Annotated in this window: 21 protein-coding genes and 1 tRNA gene; 9 read left to right on the top strand and 13 right to left on the bottom strand. The window is 33.5% G+C overall.

From position 1 onward, the window contains the following. The first annotated feature begins 37 nt into the window (after positions 1–37). Positions 38–601 carry a DapH/DapD/GlmU-related protein gene (locus C1631_RS05750; protein WP_165828238.1) on the top strand — a complete coding sequence of 188 codons (564 nt, stop codon included), beginning with the start codon at positions 38–40 and terminating at the stop codon, positions 599–601. After that, on the top strand, positions 598–1,110 hold the full coding sequence (locus C1631_RS05745; protein WP_109711025.1) for a cupin domain-containing protein: 513 nt from the start codon (positions 598–600) through the stop codon (positions 1,108–1,110). Before C1631_RS05750 ends, C1631_RS05745 begins: the two co-directional genes overlap by 4 nt. A gap of 770 nt (positions 1,111–1,880) precedes the next feature. On the opposite strand, the gene C1631_RS05740 is transcribed toward C1631_RS05745, so the two are convergent. The 5 genes from C1631_RS05740 to C1631_RS05720 all read right to left on the bottom strand — a co-directional run bounded on the left by C1631_RS05740 (position 1,881) and on the right by C1631_RS05720 (position 3,913). Next, the gene (locus tag C1631_RS05740) at positions 1,881–2,144 is read right to left on the bottom strand and encodes a heme oxygenase (RefSeq protein WP_109711023.1); all 264 of its coding nucleotides are present in this window, start codon (positions 2,142–2,144) and stop codon (positions 1,881–1,883) included. Positions 2,145–2,186: 42 nt separating this feature from the next. Further along, positions 2,187–2,984: a hypothetical protein gene (locus C1631_RS05735; RefSeq protein ID WP_123966598.1), complete on the bottom strand. Its 798-nt coding sequence runs from the start codon at positions 2,982–2,984 to the stop codon at positions 2,187–2,189. A 7-nt stretch (positions 2,985–2,991) separates the two neighbouring features. Continuing rightward, positions 2,992–3,222, bottom strand: coding sequence for a hypothetical protein (locus C1631_RS05730; protein ID WP_076550606.1), 231 nt, complete (start codon positions 3,220–3,222; stop codon positions 2,992–2,994). After that, positions 3,215–3,553 carry a cupin domain-containing protein gene (locus tag C1631_RS05725; protein WP_165828237.1) on the bottom strand — a complete coding sequence of 113 codons (339 nt, stop codon included), beginning with the start codon at positions 3,551–3,553 and terminating at the stop codon, positions 3,215–3,217. Before C1631_RS05725 ends, C1631_RS05730 begins: the two co-directional genes overlap by 8 nt. A 141-nt stretch (positions 3,554–3,694) precedes the next feature. After that, entirely contained in the window at positions 3,695–3,913 is a 219-nt protein-coding gene (locus C1631_RS05720; RefSeq protein WP_103247406.1) for a hypothetical protein, read from the bottom strand. A 465-nt stretch (positions 3,914–4,378) separates the two neighbouring features. On the opposite strand from C1631_RS05720, the gene C1631_RS05710 reads away from it, so the two are divergent. After that, positions 4,379–5,476, top strand: a complete 1,098-nt coding sequence (locus C1631_RS05710) for a calcium:cation antiporter (RefSeq protein ID WP_103247408.1) — start codon at positions 4,379–4,381, stop codon at positions 5,474–5,476. 870 nt (positions 5,477–6,346) lie between these two features. On the opposite strand, the gene C1631_RS05705 is transcribed toward C1631_RS05710, so the two are convergent. From C1631_RS05705 to C1631_RS24495, 3 genes are all read right to left on the bottom strand, one after another. Further along, a complete protein-coding gene (locus C1631_RS05705) occupies positions 6,347–8,407 on the bottom strand; it encodes a glycosyltransferase (protein WP_228441044.1) in 2,061 nt (686 codons plus the stop codon). 252 nt (positions 8,408–8,659) lie between these two features. Next, on the bottom strand, positions 8,660–9,688 hold the full coding sequence (locus C1631_RS05700) for a glycoside hydrolase family 130 protein (RefSeq protein WP_109711015.1): 1,029 nt from the start codon (positions 9,686–9,688) through the stop codon (positions 8,660–8,662). Further along, complete coding sequence (locus tag C1631_RS24495) at positions 9,689–9,820, bottom strand: hypothetical protein (protein WP_262510197.1); 132 nt, start codon at positions 9,818–9,820, stop codon at positions 9,689–9,691. A gap of 166 nt (positions 9,821–9,986) precedes the next feature. On the opposite strand from C1631_RS24495, the gene C1631_RS05695 reads away from it, so the two are divergent. The 3 genes from C1631_RS05695 (at position 9,987) to C1631_RS05685 (ending at position 11,840) form a co-directional block, all read left to right on the top strand. Beyond that, positions 9,987–10,547: a helix-turn-helix domain-containing protein gene (locus C1631_RS05695; RefSeq protein WP_228441041.1), complete on the top strand. Its 561-nt coding sequence runs from the start codon at positions 9,987–9,989 to the stop codon at positions 10,545–10,547. Between the two features lie 470 nt (positions 10,548–11,017). Continuing rightward, the gene (locus C1631_RS05690; protein WP_228441038.1) at positions 11,018–11,287 is read left to right on the top strand and encodes a heme oxygenase; all 270 of its coding nucleotides are present in this window, start codon (positions 11,018–11,020) and stop codon (positions 11,285–11,287) included. Positions 11,288–11,345: 58 nt separating this feature from the next. Beyond that, positions 11,346–11,840 (top strand): CinA family protein, encoded by a 495-nt coding sequence (locus C1631_RS05685; protein ID WP_103248752.1) that lies wholly within the window; start codon positions 11,346–11,348, stop codon positions 11,838–11,840. A gap of 242 nt (positions 11,841–12,082) precedes the next feature. Here the strand turns inward: C1631_RS05685 and C1631_RS05680 are convergent. After that, a tRNA-Arg gene (locus C1631_RS05680) sits at positions 12,083–12,156 on the bottom strand. 60 nt (positions 12,157–12,216) lie between these two features. Here C1631_RS05680 and C1631_RS05675 point away from each other — a divergent pair. The 3 genes from C1631_RS05675 to C1631_RS05665 are packed head-to-tail and all read left to right on the top strand — an operon-like array spanning position 12,217 to position 15,997. Next, positions 12,217–13,263: an ABC transporter substrate-binding protein gene (locus C1631_RS05675; protein WP_109711013.1), complete on the top strand. Its 1,047-nt coding sequence runs from the start codon at positions 12,217–12,219 to the stop codon at positions 13,261–13,263. A gap of 42 nt (positions 13,264–13,305) precedes the next feature. Next, positions 13,306–13,950, top strand: coding sequence for a monofunctional biosynthetic peptidoglycan transglycosylase (gene mtgA / locus C1631_RS05670; RefSeq protein WP_103248754.1), 645 nt, complete (start codon positions 13,306–13,308; stop codon positions 13,948–13,950). A gap of 13 nt (positions 13,951–13,963) precedes the next feature. Continuing rightward, positions 13,964–15,997, top strand: a complete 2,034-nt coding sequence (locus C1631_RS05665) for a transporter-like protein (RefSeq protein WP_109711011.1) — start codon at positions 13,964–13,966, stop codon at positions 15,995–15,997. A gap of 237 nt (positions 15,998–16,234) precedes the next feature. Here C1631_RS05665 and C1631_RS05660 read toward each other — a convergent pair whose 3' ends face one another. The 4 genes from C1631_RS05660 to C1631_RS05645 form a co-directional block, all read right to left on the bottom strand. Further along, on the bottom strand, positions 16,235–16,528 hold the full coding sequence (locus C1631_RS05660; RefSeq protein ID WP_103250059.1) for a hypothetical protein: 294 nt from the start codon (positions 16,526–16,528) through the stop codon (positions 16,235–16,237). 107 nt (positions 16,529–16,635) lie between these two features. Next, positions 16,636–17,010 (bottom strand): four helix bundle protein, encoded by a 375-nt coding sequence (locus C1631_RS05655; protein ID WP_109711009.1) that lies wholly within the window; start codon positions 17,008–17,010, stop codon positions 16,636–16,638. A 165-nt stretch (positions 17,011–17,175) separates the two neighbouring features. Further along, positions 17,176–18,255: a DNA replication/repair protein RecF gene (gene recF / locus C1631_RS05650; protein ID WP_109711007.1), complete on the bottom strand. Its 1,080-nt coding sequence runs from the start codon at positions 18,253–18,255 to the stop codon at positions 17,176–17,178. 3 nt (positions 18,256–18,258) lie between these two features. Continuing rightward, positions 18,259–19,014 carry a UbiA prenyltransferase family protein gene (locus C1631_RS05645; RefSeq protein WP_109711005.1) on the bottom strand — a complete coding sequence of 252 codons (756 nt, stop codon included), beginning with the start codon at positions 19,012–19,014 and terminating at the stop codon, positions 18,259–18,261. Between the last annotated feature and the right edge of the window lie 17 nt (positions 19,015–19,031).

Here is a 19,031-nt window from a genome sequence, read left to right as displayed (position 1 = left end):
GGCGGATTTAGCGTTTTTATTTTCTAAATATTTAAAAATGAGCTTTAACAAAGATATTTTCACCAGACTTCGGAATGGTGAAACAATAATGCCTGATGATCCTGAAATTCATAAATTGCTGCAAGCTTCTTATGAAGTTAAGAAACAGTTGATTCTATTAAATACTTCCACAGAACCGAATGAGATTTTAAAAATATTAAGCGAGATTGTAGGTGGAAAATTGGAGAATGTAGCGGTTTTTACACCGCTTTATATCAACTATGGGAAGAATCTTACTATTGGAAAGAATGTATTCATCAATTTTGATTGTACTTTTCTGACTTTGGGCGGAATTACGATTGAAGACGACGTTTTAATTGGCCCGAAAGTTAGTCTGATAACTGAAAATCACCCTTTAAAGCCTCAGCACAGGAAAGGATTGATAGGAAAATCTATTCATATTAAAAAAAATGCGTGGATTGGAGCCAGGGCAACCATTCTTCCTGGAGTGACGATTGGCGAAAATGCTGTGGTTGCAGCTGGAGCCGTGGTTTCCAAAGATGTTCCAGATAATGTTGTGGTGGGAGGGATTCCTGCAAAAATCATAAAAACAATTGAATGATAAAATATTTAATCATCATTCTTTTAGTGTTCAGTTCAACTGTAATCGCACAAAATAAAGTAAATTCAAACAAAATAAAATATAACAAAATGAATACAAATATTCCTACAATAAGTGATTTTCCAACCGGTGAAGAAAACACTGCTTTTGCACAATATTTTATTGGTAAATCATATTTGGCACCTCTTACAAGCAATAAAGATTTAAATGTTCCCATTTCCAACGTCACATTTGAACCAGGTTGTCGTAATAATTGGCACAGTCATACGGGAGGACAACTTTTGATTGTTGTTGGTGGTGAAGGCTTATATCAGGAAAGAGGAAAATCTGCTCGTCGTTTAAAATCTGGTGATATTGTAGAAATTGCTCCGAATGTTGAGCATTGGCATGGTGCAACTGCTGAAAGCTGGTTTTCACATTTAGCAACAAATGGTAATCCGCAAACCAATCAAAATACATGGCTGGAAGCTGTCTCAGATGAAGAATACGTTGAAGCCAACAAAAAATAATTTTCAAGGGAGCAAAGAATGGAGGTTGTTTCAAAAGTCAAATAATTTGGCTTTTGTCATTGACTACGTCGAATATTCGATTTCTGATGAAGGAGGAATCTCTTTGTTAACCAGTTGTTTGAGATTCTTCACTACATTGCAGAACTTCGTTCGCAGACCTTCAGTCTGTGTTCAGAATGACACCTTTGATACAGTCTCTTTTTAAGTAAATGCATATCCATGAAGCTTCTTCAGTGACAAAGTCGCACTTCTTAGCTTCCTAAAATAAAACATTTGAATCATCTTTCTTCGCGATTAAAAAAAGACCTGTTCGCTCAATAAAAAGTATAGATTTTGTGCTAGTCTCAACTTTTGCGCCTGATCCGAAAAAATGTACAGAATTGTAAAGTATAGCAGGAATTAATCCTATCCTGTTTAATAATAAAAAAATCGCTACTTAAAAAGTAACGATTTTTTGTTGTGTGACCTTAACGAGTGTATCTTCAAACACTTTTATCGATGATTTGGTTCGTTTGAGCAAGATTAAGGGAGAATTATAAAGTTATTTTGATCAAGAAACTTTTATTAGAATAAAAATGTTATAAACTCAAAACAATTTAATTTCAAAAATTAAGCATAAGCGAACTTGGCTTAGTTTATCTTTAATTGGTTTTATTTGTCTTGTTTCTTCTAAAAACTATTTTAATAAGATATTTAGTAAAGACATCACTTTTATAGTAACTCAACAATTTTATTTTGTAGAAAGCTCTTGAGTAAAATAAATAACAGTTTTAAATAAAATCATAATGATCTAATTTTATGACAAAGTAATGTTCAATTGTTTTTTGAGCTTTTTTGCACATTGATAAAAGATCATTTCCTGATGTGTTGTCGAAACTAAAGTCATCGTAGGTTTTAATGATATATTCGGTTACTATTTCAATATTCATTAAATCGATGTCCGTTACATCGGTTTTCAACCTATGTTCTTCTTTGAAGAAAGGGATTTTACGGAAAATAGAATCGTTAAACCGAAAAAGATGTATTGTTTTCATTGGAAAAATATTTAATAAAATGAAAAATTTAGGTTGCAGTTATTAAGAATGCTTATTTTTTAATCTTCTGGTGATCCATCTTTTGGATAAGGTACGTTCGGATGGTAGTTGGTACATGCCGCCTGAAAGGATATACAATAAGCTGTCCCAAAAATTATTTTTCCTACATAATTCATGACTGTAGTTAGTTAATATTTTTATGTATTCGTGTTCATATTTCTTTGCTTGCTGTAAAGTGTAATTTTCTGGAATATCTTTAATAATATCCATAACATTCTGATTAAAGGTTTTAGGTGAATATTTTTCTATAAAATCTAATTCAAGCCTGCACATCCCGATAAGTGGAGTAAGTAAAGAAAAAATTTCATCATAAAAATTATAAATATTTACCTTCCAAGATAATCTTTCTTCTTCCGGTAAAACCTGAATAGTCAACAGAATAAGTTTTTTATGGATTACTTCCATTTCATCTGTGTAGAGTTTGTTTTGCTGCCAGAATATGAGTGAATTGATTTTATTTTTTTTAATAATATTTCCCAGTATATATTCAAACTGGATTCTAATATTCTTTATGTTCTCACTCAGGTCTTCTAAAACAGACTGCCACAGGTTATGTTGGCTTAAACTGCAATATGTGCTAAATATCAATCTTGATTTATTGATAAGCTGCTGTAATTCTTTTAACATTCTAAGAATTTCTTTAGCGTCTCTTTCTAAGGTGATGTTGGTATTTCGCAGATAGAACAGAGAGGTAAACTGGGAATAATAGGCTCTTCTTGAAATATTTTTTTTATTTCTGAGTCCCAGTTTGCTCTTTGGATGCTTGATTAACTTTTTCATTAGAATTTTATTGTAGATCATTTTTCTTCATAGTTCCTTTTTCAAAGGATTTTTGTTGTATGATAAGGGAAACAAGATATTGTCTTAAATCTTTTATCGTAATATTTTTTTCCTTCTCAGAAAAAAATAGTGGAGTTTCATCTAGAAGTTCATACAGTTCAGGAAATTCTTTTTGGATTTCAACTGTCTTTTTAAATATCTTTTTCGTTAAAATAGATATAGTGTTTAGATTATTCATAGCCGCTTTTTATTATTGTTACTATCATCTTGAAGCGCTTATTACCTTTTATTGAATGACGTTTATGGGCAGGAACGATAATGCATTCACCTTCTTCCATACAATAAGAAGCTCCGTCTATAATGATTTCAGCTTTACCTTCAATGATATGTGCAACAGTATCGAAAGGAGATATCTTTTCAGATAACCCTTCTTTGTCATCAAAAGATAAAACACTGATATTACCGGTCAGTTTTTCAAGTATATTTTTACTGACTACAGAATTTGGAATGTAATCTACAATCTGGCTTGTAATATATACTTTCGATTTTTCAAGTTCTCTATGATTCATCACTGTGGGTTTAAACATAAAAAGAGCAGATGGTATTGTAAATAAAAGGGACAGAACTGTATAATATCCCATCCCTTTTTCCAGTGAAAGCGTTTAATAAATATATCTTTTTCATTGGCTTTAACTGTCCTTGAAAACAATTTATGAAAGATTGATTTCTTTGATAATATTGAGAACTTCTTCACGGTTTTTTCTTAGTCTGTTTCCGATTCTTTCTAACATTTCCTTTTCTTGACCTTCTTCAAGTTTCAGATCGTTATCCGTTAATGTTGAAAACTTTTCTTTCAATTGTTTTGACTGTTCAATCCAGTCTCCAGGAGTTTTGAAAAATTTGTTGCCTTTGTTGTGGTTTGTGTCCATAAGGTAGATTTTAGTGTAACTTCATTGCTACGTTACAAAGTTGGACGTTTAATAATCTATTGTATTATAGATTGTTTCTTTTATGTTGCACATATCACACTTTTACAAAATTGCAGCTTGTTTTGTCTATCTGAAATCCGGGTTTTTCATAAAAGCACAGCTTTGATTACTCTGATATAGTAATAGAAGTTATAAGTCTAGGGATGATTACAAAATTAATATACTAATATATAATTTCAAATAAGTGAATGATTATTCGTACCTTGCTGAACAATTGCATTGAGCTGACAATCTGGACTATAAAAAACCAGCGTATTCACTTCTTTTCTTTCATTATTTAATACTTTCGGCATACCTCTCTGTTCCGCTTCAAATCGTTTATAAAACTGTTTTTGAAAAGGAGAATATAAATCTGCTGATTTTCTCAAAAGAGAATTCAATGGTAAAAAAATTATTAATGTTTTTATGTATATAAAAAAATATTTAGGGATGTGGAAGTTTTTGATTCCTATCCTGGCATGGTTTTCTTATGTTGGAAATTCTGTTTTTTCTTCAGGGTATTACTCTGTGATTCTTACTTTATTTTTAATAGGAAGTGTTTTGGCTGCGGTGTACCATTCCGAAGTTATTGCCCATCGTTTGGGAGAGCCATTCGGAACTTTACTTTTGGCATTTGCCATTACGGTCATAGAAGTAGGGCTTATTATTTCCATTATGATGGGAGCGAAGGGGTTGGAAACTATTACTCTTGCCAGAGATACGGTTTTTGCAGCAGTGATGATAATCCTTACGGGAATCATTGGGAGCTGTATTGTAATAGGTTCTTTAAGATATAGAGAACAAAGTTTTACACTACAAGGGGTAAGTACTGCACTGATCACGCTTACCTCTGTTATTATTTTTGTGCTTATTCTGCCCAATTATACGGTAAGTCACCTCGGAGGCGAATACACGTCCTTCCAACTGCTTTTTATCGCCTTGATTTCTTTGGGACTCTATCTTGGATTTACCATGATCCAAACTTTTAGACATCGAAGCTTTTTCATTTCTCCACAAAACAAATTATCCAAGAACCTGCCTGTAGAAAGCAATAATAAAATAATTTCCAGAAAACAATTGTATATCAATTGTATATTGTTAATTTTATCCCTGGGAATAGTTGTTTTGTTGGCAAAACTTCTTTCAAAGGATGTTGAACATATAGTTATTTCTTTGGGGGCCCCTAAATCTCTTGTAGGTATCATTATTGCTGGTATTGTTCTGCTTCCGGAAGGTCTGGCTGCATTCAGAGCTGCAAAAAGTGATCAGATTCAAACCTCATTAAATCTGGCTTTTGGTTCAGCTTTAGCGAGTATCGGGCTAAGTATTCCTGCGATTGCCATTATATCTGTAATAACCGGTATAAGGATGACATTGGGGATAGATATCAAATCAACAATACTTTTAGGACTGTCGCTTTTTATTATTACTGTTTCACTGGCAACAGGCAGAACTAATATCATGCAGGGAATTGTATTGATCGCTATTTTTTTAATCTATCTTTTTATTACAATAGTTCCATAAACTATTGTATATTAGTATACGGATAAGGTGAGAATTAAGGGTTGTTTTCTTGGAAAGCAGTGCCTTGCCCGGAGATAACTGACTGTTGATTCCGCTCCTTGATTGAGATAAAATTTTTCTCTTCAAGACCGTTATAACATCTATCATCGCACGCATATCATGGAAACACTTGTATAGTAAAATTGTTAAAGTCTTAATTATCCTATTGATATTAACCTTTCTAATGCCTAGGAGAAGTGTATATAACAAAACCCTCCTTTTTAGGGGAGAGTCAATTGTACTAATGAGAATGTACAACTATTATGAACAGTAAATGTATATGTTAATCAATTACATTAATATGCTGCAAGTCATGTGATTCTATTTATTATTGTCGTATATGGAGTAGAATTAATACACTATTTTTAACTCTCTTAAGGATATTAGCATAACTTTTAATGCGTCAATTCTGTCGTAATATTTAATTTTCTTTGCAAGAAAGTTATAAATTTGTTTTGACTGCAAGTTTCAGTTTTTCAGGAATTTGGAAAGAATTGTCGCCTTTATAGTGATTTGTGTTCATAAGATGGAATTTAATATAACTTAATTGCTGCAGTATAAAGGTGGTGTTTTTATAACTTATTGTATTACAACTTGTTTTTTATTTTACAGTTATAACATATTGTTAGTATCGGGAATCTTTTTCTTACTGAGAGATTGATATTTATAAAAAATCTTTGATTATGCCCATAATTGTATAAATTTGGAGCCGGAAAAAGAAGAAGCCTTACAGATCATATACCTAAGGTATTATTACAGAGTTGCAGATAAATGAGTGATATCAGAGTTTTAATCATAGGATTGGCTGCTGATTGAAAACAAGTAAACTAATTATTTTGGAAAACAGAGCCTTGCCATGAGGTAGCTGACTGTTGATTCCGCTCCCTGATTAAGATTAACATTTTTTTCTTCAAGGCCGTCATAACAGCCACCAGTTGCAGGGTTATAAATAATCTGATGTAAATGATTCTTTCCTAAAAACCAATTAAAAGCACTCCTCATCATCTGTATGTATTTTTCATCCTTAAAAACTTGATAGAATGTAGATAATGCCAGTATGGTGTAAGCAACATCTATGGGCTGTTCTCCGCCAATTGATTCAGGATTTTTAACCGTTTCTTTCTGCAGCCATCCTTTATTTGAAATTACTTTGATTTCCCCCTTAATAAATATTTTAGAAAGCAGAAACCGGAATGATTCATTGGCAATTTGCTTATACATATCGTCTTTGGTAGTAATCCATGCACATAATAAAGCCTCTGGAAGTAAACTGTTTCCATAGGTCAGATAGCTTTCAAACCAATGCCAGTCTTTGTGTTTTTCATGCTGGTACATTTTCACCAGACGATTAGCGAGTTTTTTCAATAATAGAATATTGATTTCTGAATTTTGATAATGTAAGCCTTTGATGATAAAGCCCATTGCCCGGGTAGAATAGATTTTCTCAATCAATGGAAGACTTTTTTCAATTACTGATTCTGCTTCATCATAAAACTGTTGAGGTAAGATTGTTTTTATTGAAAGAAGATATCCCAGTGCCCAGATAGCCCTTCCATTGGAATCTTCAAGATTAGTTTCATAATTCTGCTGAGCAAATTCCTTGTTTTGATTTACATAGTTAAGAAAACTACCATCCGGTTGTTGACAAAATTTAATAAATTTAAGATAAGTTGAGATTAAATCTAGGTCAGATTCATCTCTGTTTAGTTCGTAATGTCTGCAGGCTACAATCATAGCACGGGCATTATCGTCTAAAGTATACCCGGAATTGATATCAGGTTTATTGATTTTAGAAAACTGGATCATTCCAAAATCTGTTGTCATATTTTTGATATGGCTGAGATTGATGATGGGGAATGCATAATGTAATGTCATGTTATCTTTGCTATATTGTTGAAATAATAGGGCATGTGAAATAGAAGCATTCTCCCAAGCTGTGGGAGCCATTTTTTCCAAACTATTTGACCGTAATTTTTCCTGTGCAGTTTCATTTTTTAGTAATGTATTCACGGCAACAGCAAGCTGTTTCGGATCTTCAAAATCAATAATGATTCCCAGGTCTTCATTCAGTACTTCCAAAGCATGGGGAATAGGAGTGGAAACCACAGGGCAGCCACAACTGATGGCATAGGAAAAAGTACCACTTACTGCCTGATTTCTGTCTTTTGAAGTGAAAAGATAGATATTGGTAAGCTGAAGATAATCCAACAACTTATCTAGAGGCAGGTACTGATTGATAAAATGAGTATGATTTTCCAGATGGAGCCTCTTAACAGTATCCTCCAAAAAATCACGATATTTCTCACCTTCATATTTAATGATGCCGGGATGCGTTTTTCCAATAATCAGAAACATTACATCGGGGTTTTTTGTAATAATTTCAGGCAAAGCTTCTAAAGTGGTTTCGATATTTTTCCCAGAACCCAATAAACCAAATGTTGAAAGTATCTTTTTATCTCTAAATCCGTATTTCGCTTTCAGTGAAGTTTTATCGATAAATGGCAATAAATGAGTACCGTGGGGTATTACGTTAATTTTTTCAGCAGGAATATCATAATCATAAGAAAGGATATCCGCAGAAATACTTGTCATTACAATAATAGATTTGCAGAAACTGCTGATTTCTTTTACTTTTTCTTTTAGCTCCCAGTCCGGTTTCGGGAGAACTGTGTGAAAAGTAATGATGACGTCTTTCTCTACATTTTGAAGAAAAAGCAGCAATCCGTTTTTAGCTTCAGTGAAAAATCCAAATTCATGCTGGAGCACAACCAATTGAATATTGTCATTTTTGTTGATTTTAGAAGCCAGCTCCAAATAAGAAATAGCATCGGATGTATTTAAGCTATATTCAATGTTTTCTGTATAATGATAGTGTTCGTCCTCTGTTTCCATTGGACAGATGGTTATAGTAAATGATTCTCTGAACTTTAACTGTAGAGATTTTATCAAATCCTGACAATACGTTGCAATGCCGCACACCTTAGGAGGAAAAGTACTTATAAAGATGATTTCTGGTTTATAATTAATTGTGTTTTTTTTATTTTGTACAGATCGTCTCTTTATCTTTTCCTCCACGTCTGATTTTATATTTTTATTCATGTTGATATCTGTTTTAAAGTCTGACATGCTATAGTGAATAGCCAGTTATGATGTGTATTGTAGTAATTCCTTCAGTAATTCCTGAACACTTAAAGAAGCAACAGCTATTCTTTTATCTGCAGCTCCGTAGTAGATATGGAGTGTATCTCTTTCTACGATGGCTCCTGTAGGGAAGCAGACATTGTTCACTTCTCCCCTCTGTTCCCATTCTTCTTCGGGTTTGAAAAGAGGATAAGGAAGTCTTGAAATTTCTTTTTCAGGATTATCAAGATCCAGTAAAGCAGCACATGCGCTGTAAACATAGCCTTCAATGGTATCATGTACACCATGGTATATCAAAAGCCACCCATGTTCGGTTTCTATAGGGGGGCATCCTCCGCCAATATAGCTTACCTCATGCTCATATTTGGGAGATAATACGATATGCTGATTAAAGTGAAGGAAATAATCTTTCCAGAAATCAGTATTCAGATCTTCTATATTTTCTATACCTGCAATTTGGATATCGGGTCTTATGCGATGAAGAAAATAAAGCTTCCCGTTAATTCTTCTTGGAAAAAATATCACATTTTTATCCCACAGGAAGACATCTTTATTTTTTTTATAAGTAGGCGTGAGTTTGTTGAAGCGTCTGTACTTTTCTCCTACTTCACCTTGAGATTCTGATAAAAATCTAAACTTGTTGTATGGAATTTTGGGAACAATAATACCTCGTTTTTGCCATGATATAAGGTCCTTTGATACTGCAAGTGTTCCCAATGCATTAATCCCGTCATAACTCGTATAGGTAAGGTAAAATAAATTATCGATTTTTACAATTCTAGGATCTTCAATACCATGTTTTTCGTATTCAAACTTGGGCATGATAACCGGATTGCTCAACCGGGTTTCTATAGTCTTATAATCTGATAGTATACAGTATCCGATACTGGAGAAATTATTCCTGGCAACTGCCCTGTATAATAAATGTATTTTTCCGTTATCCTTAATAACTGCGGGGTTTAAAACACCTTCACTCTCAAAGTCTAATGTTGTTTTTCTGAGTATAATTCCGTCTTTTTTCAGAGATACCATTTAGTTGCCGGTATTTTGGGATTCGTTTTCCCTGTCTCTTCGTTTATTCATCTTATCTTCCCGTTTCTCTTTTGCGGATTTTGCGGGTGGAGTTTTATCTGATTTCTTTTTTCCGTCTTTTTCTTTTGACATTGTGAAATATTTTTTTGTTAACTGTAAATTTCAATCATTAAAAAAGGAAAGCTTTGCAATTGTCTTTCAATTTGTTGCATAAATCATAGATATTTCCGATTTAATAGACTAACTTTGGTTAAATGACTGTTAATGAAATAATTGACAGATATAAATAGTAAGGGAGATGAAGTTGTACATAAAATATATGGTAAGTTTGCGCTGTAAAATGGTTGTCCATCGGGAACTAGAAAGGTTGGGCATTAAAAATGCTATTGTAGATTTGGGAACTGTAGAATTACTGGATGATATCAGCGTCGAACTAAGACAAATTCTGAAAGAAAATTTACTTAAAACAGGACTTGAAGTATTAGATGATAAAAAAAGTATCCTGATAGAGAAAATAAAGAATGTAGTGATAGAAATGATTCATTATTCAGAGGAACTCCCAAAAGAAAATTTCTCAGATTATGTAAGTGAAAAATTAGGATATGATTATACTTATCTTGCCAATACCTTTTCAGAAGTAAAAGGAATGACACTCCAGCATTTTATTATTATTAATAAAGTAGAAAAGGTAAAAGAATTACTGTTATATGATGAACTCAATCTTACAGAAATCTCTTATAAACTCAATTACAGCAGTGTAGCCCATCTTTCTAACCAGTTTAAAAAGATTACAGGGCTTTCCCCTTCATTTTACAAGCAGTTGAAACAAAGACGTCTTGGAAATCTGGAAGACTTATAAAAGGTGGGATATATGTAAGATTATTCCGGATATATATAGCTTACTATATACTGAAACGGCCATCTTTGTAGTATAATAATCAGGAATTCACCAAATCCATAAAGTTTATATCATCATAAATTGTGCAATTTTAGACTGCTGTTCTCTGGTATTTGAAAACATCGTAGTAGTAAAAAAAGACTGGAAAAAGCCAATATACACCATGATAAAATTAATAGACTTAAGGATTCTCAATTTTGACAATGAGCATATTAAATCCCGATAAAATAGCAGATATGTTTTCAAAAGGGTTTAATTAATCAAGGATGGATACCCATGGTTTCTGTCCTTTTCATCCATAGTATGGGAATGATAGATATGTAAAAATTTTCATCAACTGAGTCCATAAAAAACTGTTTGAACATTCATGAGTAAACAACATGTTTAAATACAAAACAGACTTTCTTATTATCACTTTAATATCAAAAGTCATGAAAACAATACACCTTTTTCAGTTTAAGAATTCCATTACCAGAAAACTTCCTTTTTTTAAGGAGGAATGTAGATTAGATAATTTAAATGATTTAATGGCTTATGATCTGATGAACGCCGAAAAAGTGACTGAGTTCATTATTGAAGTTCATGATGATTTCATTTTTGAAGATATGGCCAGAGAAGATCTTTTGTCAATGTGCAACAATGCCAAGGAAATGATTGAGCATTATTTTGTAACAACCATGAATGATTATGACGTTATCTGAACATAGATTTCAGCAGCCTAAAAAAAGTTTTTTAGATCAATATTAAATAGCAGATGCAATGAAATTTCAACAAAGTTTACTTGATTATATCAGTAATTCACTCATTACAATGAATGAAACGGTTTCTATAGCGGAAAGTGTAACCTCGGGATTAATACAGCTGGCTTTTTCCCAGATGCATAATGCAAAGCTATTTTACAAAGGAGGAATAACGACCTTTACATTGCCTGAAAAAGCTAAATTTTTAAATGTCAATAAAATTGAAGTTCATGAAAATGGTTTTGAAACCCAAAAAATGGCAGATACAATGGCTGTAAAGGTTGCTGAATCATTTGGAACAGATTGGGGAATTACTTGTACTGGATATGCTGCATCTGTAAGAAATTCGGGATTTAAAGTGTATTCATTCTGTGCATTTAGTTACAAGGGAGAGATCGTACTTTCCAAGCGCATAGAGCTCCATGATAATACTCAGGCATTAGATGCACAGTTATATTATACTGAATTTATTTTAGGGTGTTATAAAAGTGCACTTAATCAAATATTAATTTAATTTACCATCAGTTTAAAAGTATAGATTTTTAATTTTTCGCTTTTATTGATTATTTATGTAATCTCTACGAGTTTCCAACTCTGTAAAATTCTTTGTCAACCCTTTATTTGATTTTATGTTTGAAAGATTATTAGATTCTAAATTTTTTGAATAATTTATATCCAACATTTACAAATTTATTCATTCTTATCCAAAATAAAAATGGCGCTAACTGTCTTTAGTTGGCGCCATTTAGCTGTTTGTGACCTCGACAGGATTCAAACCTGTAACCTTCTGAGCCGTAATCAGATGCGCTATTCAGTTGCGCCACGAGGCCTTGTGTTACCTTGTCGTTTAAAGGTTTGCAAATATAGCACTTTTTTCCGTTCTTTGAAAGATGAAACAGAAAATTTTACTTTTATTCACGGTATTTTCGCTAATTGCCTGTAAAAGAGAACCAAAAATTTCGTCCTCAGATTGGACAAATATCTCAGACCGTACCCAGTTTAAAGACCATGATGGTACACTTGATTTGAAATCGGGAAATTTCACCTATAATTTTAAGAAAAACCAGATTCCATTTAAAAAAATTATCCTTTTAAATGCGAGTATGGCAGGGTATATTTCGGAGTTGGAAGCAGAAAATTTAATCGTTGGTGTATCAAGTCCGGAGTATATTTATTCGGAAAAGATCCAGAACCTGATTAAAGAAGGGAAAATTCAGAATGTAGGAAGTGATCAGAAGTATGATGTTGAAAAAATTATCTCGTTGAAGCCGGATGCTATTTTTACCAATCACATAGCAAGCTTTGACAATACCTATGAACTATTGAAAAATAATGGTATCCAGGTTGTATTTCTGGATGAATATATGGAACAACAACCATTAGAAAAAACAGCCTATATAAAGCTTTTTGGGGAGTTTCTGGGAAAAGAAAAAGAAGCCGGTGCTAAATATCAGGAAATTGAGAAAAGCTATAATGAATTGAAGCAGCTTGCCCTGAAAGCAAAAGAGAAACCGGTTGTTCTGGCTAATGAAATGTATGGCAATGTATGGTACCTTCCGGGAGGAAATACTTCTGTGGCCCATTATATTGCTGATGCCAATGCATCATATATAATGAAAGATAATAAAGATGAAAAATCTTTAACCATGAGCTTTGAAGAGGTTTTTGCAAAAACAAACCATGTACAGTATTGGGTGAATGCCGGAAGCTATGCTTCAAAAAAAGAAATGCAGAAAGTAAACCCTTTATATGAAAAGCTGGAAGTTTTCAATAAAGGAAGAGTATATACATTATCTGGTAAAGAAAGACAAAGAGCTAATGATTTCTTTGAAAGTGGCGCTGTAAGAGCAGACCTTATTCTTAAAGACTATATCAAAATCTTTCATCCTGAACTTCTGCCAAATTATCAGCTGACTTACATGAAAGAGTTGCAGTAAGCCGTACTATTGCTTACTTTTGCCTTTCCTTTTTATAAAGTTATGTGGAAAAAAATTAAACAACTTATTTTCATCATTCTTGTGCTGAATGTAGTGTTCATTATCTGGGGACGATTTTTTAATCCTCCTATTACCATTACGCAGATAGGAGGTCTTTTTGAATACGGAAAACTTCACAGAGACTATATTTCCTATGATGAAATGGGAAATAATGTGAAAAAAGCCGTCATTGCCTCTGAAGATCAGAAGTTTTTCGATCACGACGGATTCGATTACACTGCAATCGAGAAGGCGATGAAGCATAACGAGCAGGGTAAAAAAATAAGAGGAGGAAGCACGATTTCTCAACAGACCGCAAAAAATGTTTTCCTTTGGCAGGGAAGGAGCTGGTTGAGAAAAGGACTGGAAGCTGTCTATACTTTTATCATTGAAAAAGTGTGGAGTAAAGACATTATTCTTGAAAGATATCTGAATTCTATCGAAATGGGACAAGGTGTATTCGGAGTAGAAGCTGCTGCCCAATATTATTTTGGAAAACCATCAAAAGACTTAAGTGCCTCAGATGCTGCATGGATTGCTGCCGTATTGCCCAATCCAAAGAAGTACGATCCCAAAAATCCATCTCCCTATTTAAGAAAGAAACATAATTGGATCATGAGACAGATGAGGAATGTGAGTTTGAAATAGTATCTTTGTACTAATGAAATTCTTAAATTCCAGCACAAATTTTGAGTCAGTTCTTAAAAAATATTTTTCTTTTAAGAACGAAACTCTTTCTTTGGAGCCCTTTGCAGAGTTTTTGGAGAGTGTAAAAAGAGCAGATTTTACGGATGTGCTCAATTTTTTCAGAAGCAATCCGAATTATGCAGAACATTTTAAACACTATATCCACAACATTTTTAAAGGAAGGCCCTTCAATTTGTCTCTTACAGAAGCCAATATTCTGTCTGAAAATGCCTTCTTCCCTGAACTTAAAAAAAGAATCCTGAATAAGGTGCTGCCACCTGTCGAAAATGAGAAGACCGTATGGTACATGATCGACAATGTGAGCTTAAGGCCCAAAAAAGATCTTAGACACCTGCACAACCTTCCTGAAAACGAAATCGATGAGTTTTTAACGATTATCGGAGCATCCGATTTTATTACCAGAGCCAATGTAAAAAAAGAACTTATTTTCTCTATGAATATCCTCTCGTGGAGGGTAACGGGAATGGCAATGGAAGTGGAAGTTGTAAGAATGGCCCCACAATACCGAAATCTTGATAATCCTTTTCTGGCTCTTCAAAATGAGTTGGAGACCTTGGCTGAAGATCTCGTAAAAGATCCGGAATTACAGTTGCATTCAAAAGATAGCCGATATAAACAAATTAAGATTTATGCTGAGCAATGCCTTGAGTTTGTGAATATTGCTTTTAAAAATTCTGCTAAATATGGTATTTCAGGGAAGATTAATCAGTCATTGCTGAAGATTCGCCAGCAGACGGAAAGGATTTATGAAATCGTACAACTTTTGGTTATTGATAATGACGAAGATGTTTTGATTAAATCGAAACAACTGGTCTTTAATATCCTGAGCTATAAATCTCATAAGAATAATATTGCAGATCTCATCAATGACAGTACAAGACTGATCTCGCATCTTATTACCAATCATACTGCAGAAGCAGGAGCCCATTATATCACCTCTACCCGTAAAGAATATATGACAATGTTTTATAAAGCGAGTGGAGGAGGAATTATAGTAGGTGCCCTTTGTGTCCTGAAAATGCTATACGGATATATTCCGGGAAGTGATTTTTCCCATGCTTTTTTATATTCAATGAATTATGCAATGGGATTTGTGATGATTTATCTGATGGGGTTCACACTGGCAACAAAGCAGCCTGCTATGACCGCTGCAACAATGACCAAGGTGTTATCTGAAGAAGGAAACAACAAAAGAAATAATACAGAATTTGCCCATCTTGTGTCAAAATTATTCAGAAGTCAGTTTATTGCCTTTGTAGGGAATGTATTGCTGGCCTTTCCGATAGCACTTGCCATTATTTATGGACTGGATGTTTTTTTCTCACAAAATCTTGCTGTTGACCGCTCTGATAAATTATTAAAAGATCTTGATCCTTTCAAATCTAAAGCTATTCTGCATGCCAGTATTGCAGGTTTTTACCTGTTTATTTCAGGGATTATCTCAGGAAATATCGGTAATAACTCTGTTTTTTATCAGATCCCGGAAAGGATTGCCAAAAACCTTTCGATCAGAAGTTTCTTTGGGAAAAAGTTTGCCAAAGGACTTTCAAAATATTATGCTAAAAACTGGCCGGGGATTGTTTCCAATTTCTGGTTTGGGGTATTTCTTGGGGCTACGGCTCCTGTAGGTCTGTTTTTCGGTCTTGACCTGGATATCAGACACATTACCTTTGCCGCCGGAAACTTTGCGTTAGGATTATACGGGAAGGATTTCTCAGTAGACTCATATACATTCTGGATGTCTTTTTTTACCGTCTTTTTGATTGGGTTCTTTAACTTCCTGGTGAGCTTCAGCTTATCCATGTTCCTGGCGTTCAGGTCAAGAAAAATGAACTTCGGACAGGTGAGCGAAATTTATAAAGAGATTTTCAGATATTTTACCAAACATCCGCTAAAATTTTTCCTGCCATTGCGTTCAGGATTAGATAAACAAGCCGACGATCTGATGAGCAGTACGATATCAAATAAATCGGAAGAAGAACATTAACATATCGAGGCATTAAAATATATAAAAAGACTATTTCAAAGCGGGATAGTCTTTTTTATTAATCAGAGTTCGTGTACTGATGGCCTAAAAATGTTTTTTGAATCATTAATGAAAATATTAAGGTAGAGTAGGATTTGTCAGGGCTGGATACTAAAGTGATCTGTTTAAAAAATAGCGGTAGCTGTTATCATTATTTTTTTGTAAAGGCTAAAAAGCTTAATGGCTTCAGGAGAACAATTAAAGTATTTGAAGATCCTGAAATTTGTCTGCACCAAATTTGTCCTGAAACTTCTTCAGGTAAAAGCTTTTGCGCATTTTAAAATCATGCTTCAGTAACGGCGAATTAATGGTGATAATAATACATCCATTATCAATATTCACACTTCTGATTTCGTTAAACAAACTCTCATCCAGATAGTCTTCAAGAAAGTCTTTGATGTCAAATGCGATCAGTTTATCTTCAAAACCATAAATTCTGGCAAAAGATTTTACCAGTTCAGAGGATTGATATTCACGTTTTTTCTTTTTCATAGTGGTGTTGCGGGGTTCGAGATACGTGTTATGTAATGTGTATTACGTGGTTCGTGAATTGCGTTTATGGGGTGGAATATACGATTTATAGTAGCTTTATAAAAATTCTATTGTTTATTTTCATTCCAGTTTTCTTTTACCCATTTTTTATATACATTGATTTTTCCACCTAATATATTGTATTCATTTTGTAAGGTTGCAAATTCATTAGAAATATCAGGGTATAGGATGATGAGCTTTTCGAGATGATTAATTGTTTCGTCATTACTGGCGTGACAGTATACGAGAAAGCGAATGTAGTCATTTTTATATATTGATCTGCCATATCCCTCAACAATATTAGTAATTACGGAGTCAGATGATCTTCTCAATTGATTTCCGAGTTCAAATAATTCATATTTGGGAAGAAGAAAGGATGCTTTATGTGTTTTTAAAAACAATTCAAAAGCTATTTTGTAAATATCTAAACTTCTGTAGCTCATATCATTTGTGTGTTTATGAAAGGTAAGATAAAGAAAAATAGATTACTTACAAGCTATTTCTGGATTTATCATTCCTCCTTACATAGTTTAAATTTAATAACCTAAAAGTATTTTTACACACCATAATTCGTATTTCGAAACCCGTAACACGAATCTCGGCCCCCCTTAAACGTCAAAAATTACACTTTCCTCATTAATTTTCTTCACCACACTTTCCGTACGTTCCCTATGGGTATCTGTGATAAAAATTTGTCCAAAGCTTTCTTTGTTGACAAGTTCAATCAGCTGTGCAACACGGGTGTCGTCAAGCTTATCAAAAATATCGTCTAACAAAAGGATAGGTGTTTTGTTGGTAAGCTCTTTAACAAGGCTCATTTGAGCCAGTTTTAATGAAATCAGGAAAGACTTCTGTTGTCCCTGAGAACCGATTTTTTTAATTAAAATATGATCCATTTCAAAAAGGAGGTCATCTTTATGAATTCCCTTTGAAGTATAGGTAAGCATGCGGTCTTTTTCCAGGCTTTCTTTTAAAAGGTTTTCAAAAGAATCTTCCAGTAAATGAGATTCATAAATAACAGATACCATTTCTTTTCCACCTGAAATAATATGGTAGAAATTCTGAACAATAGGATTCAGTTGTTCTACAAATTCTTTTCTTTTATTAAATATTCTTGTCCCGAATCTGGTAATTGGGTCATCATAGATTTCCAACGAATCCTTGTCCCACGTTCTGTTTTTGGCAAAATATTTTAATAAAGCGTTTCTCTGCTGTATGGTTTTCTGATACTGAATCAAGTCAAAAAGATATTCAGAATCCGTCTGAGAAATCATAGCATCCAGAAACTTTCGTCTGCTTTCCCCGGAATCCGAAATTAAATTAGAATCATAGGGTGATATCATTACGCTGGGCAGATAACCGATATGGTCGGCAAGTCTGTCATAGCTTTTATCATTTTTCCTGATGATCTTTTTGGCTTCTTTCGGTTGGGTAATTCTGATGATATCTTCACTGTCTTCATTCTGAATTTCAGCATCAAGGGTGAAAAAATCCTCGTCTGTTTTAATATTATTCAGATCTGTATTTCCTAAAAAACTTTTTCCTACGGATAAATAATGAAGGGCATCCAGAATATTGGTTTTTCCCACCCCGTTATTTCCTACAAAACAATTGATTTGTGGGGAGAATTCAAATTTTTTTTCTGAATGGTTTTTGAAATTGTAAAGAGAAAGCTTCTTGATAATCATTCGTCAAAAATACTCCATTATTACTAAAAATAAAAAAGGAAGTGCAGAACAAGTTTCTACTCCGAATGAGAAGTACGAATCATCTCGTTTATTTTCAGCGAAATAAATAAAAATATAAGTAATGATACTCGAGAGAAAAAAAGAAACAGCATAGATTGGTTTAAGATGGAATATTCCGATTAAGCTGCTGATAAAAACAAGAATATACGCTATATATTTTGTATTCTGAACCCCTATTAACATGGGGAATGTCTTTACCGTATCATCCTTCATATCACGGATGTCAAAAGGAAGTACCAAGGCCGTAATAAAGAAGAAACTGATCAGAAAAATCGGAAGACTGAACTCCGGAAGCGTTAGCCAGCAATTGACCAAAGCCCACACCAGGCCTACATAAAAGACCTTCAGGAGTGGAATTTTCCGGATGTAAACATCAAGAAAAAAGCTATTGTAAAGCAAGCCCAGCACAACAATGATAAACCATTTAAGCAGTCTTACTTCATTGTGATTGTGAATAATAAGAAAAGCACATATAATTCCTGCCACTGCATTTAAAATCAAAATTTTAAAAAAATGTCTGGTGTATTGATACTTGGTATAAAGGTAGCCACTGAAATAAGTGATGAAAATAAGCAGTACCGTTGGGAAACGGAATGTGTTTTGCTCCTTCATAAAAAATACTGCAAAAAGAGTTCCCACTAAAGAGACATAAATTTGACTGTCTATGATGGTTTTTTTCAGTATTTTTAAAATGTTCATTTTTCAAAATTAATATA

The organism is Chryseobacterium phosphatilyticum, from assembly GCF_002899825.2.
In the GTDB taxonomy this organism is placed as follows: Bacteria; Bacteroidota; Bacteroidia; order Flavobacteriales; family Weeksellaceae; genus Chryseobacterium; species Chryseobacterium phosphatilyticum.
This window is presented reverse-complemented; position numbering and strand designations above follow the sequence as displayed.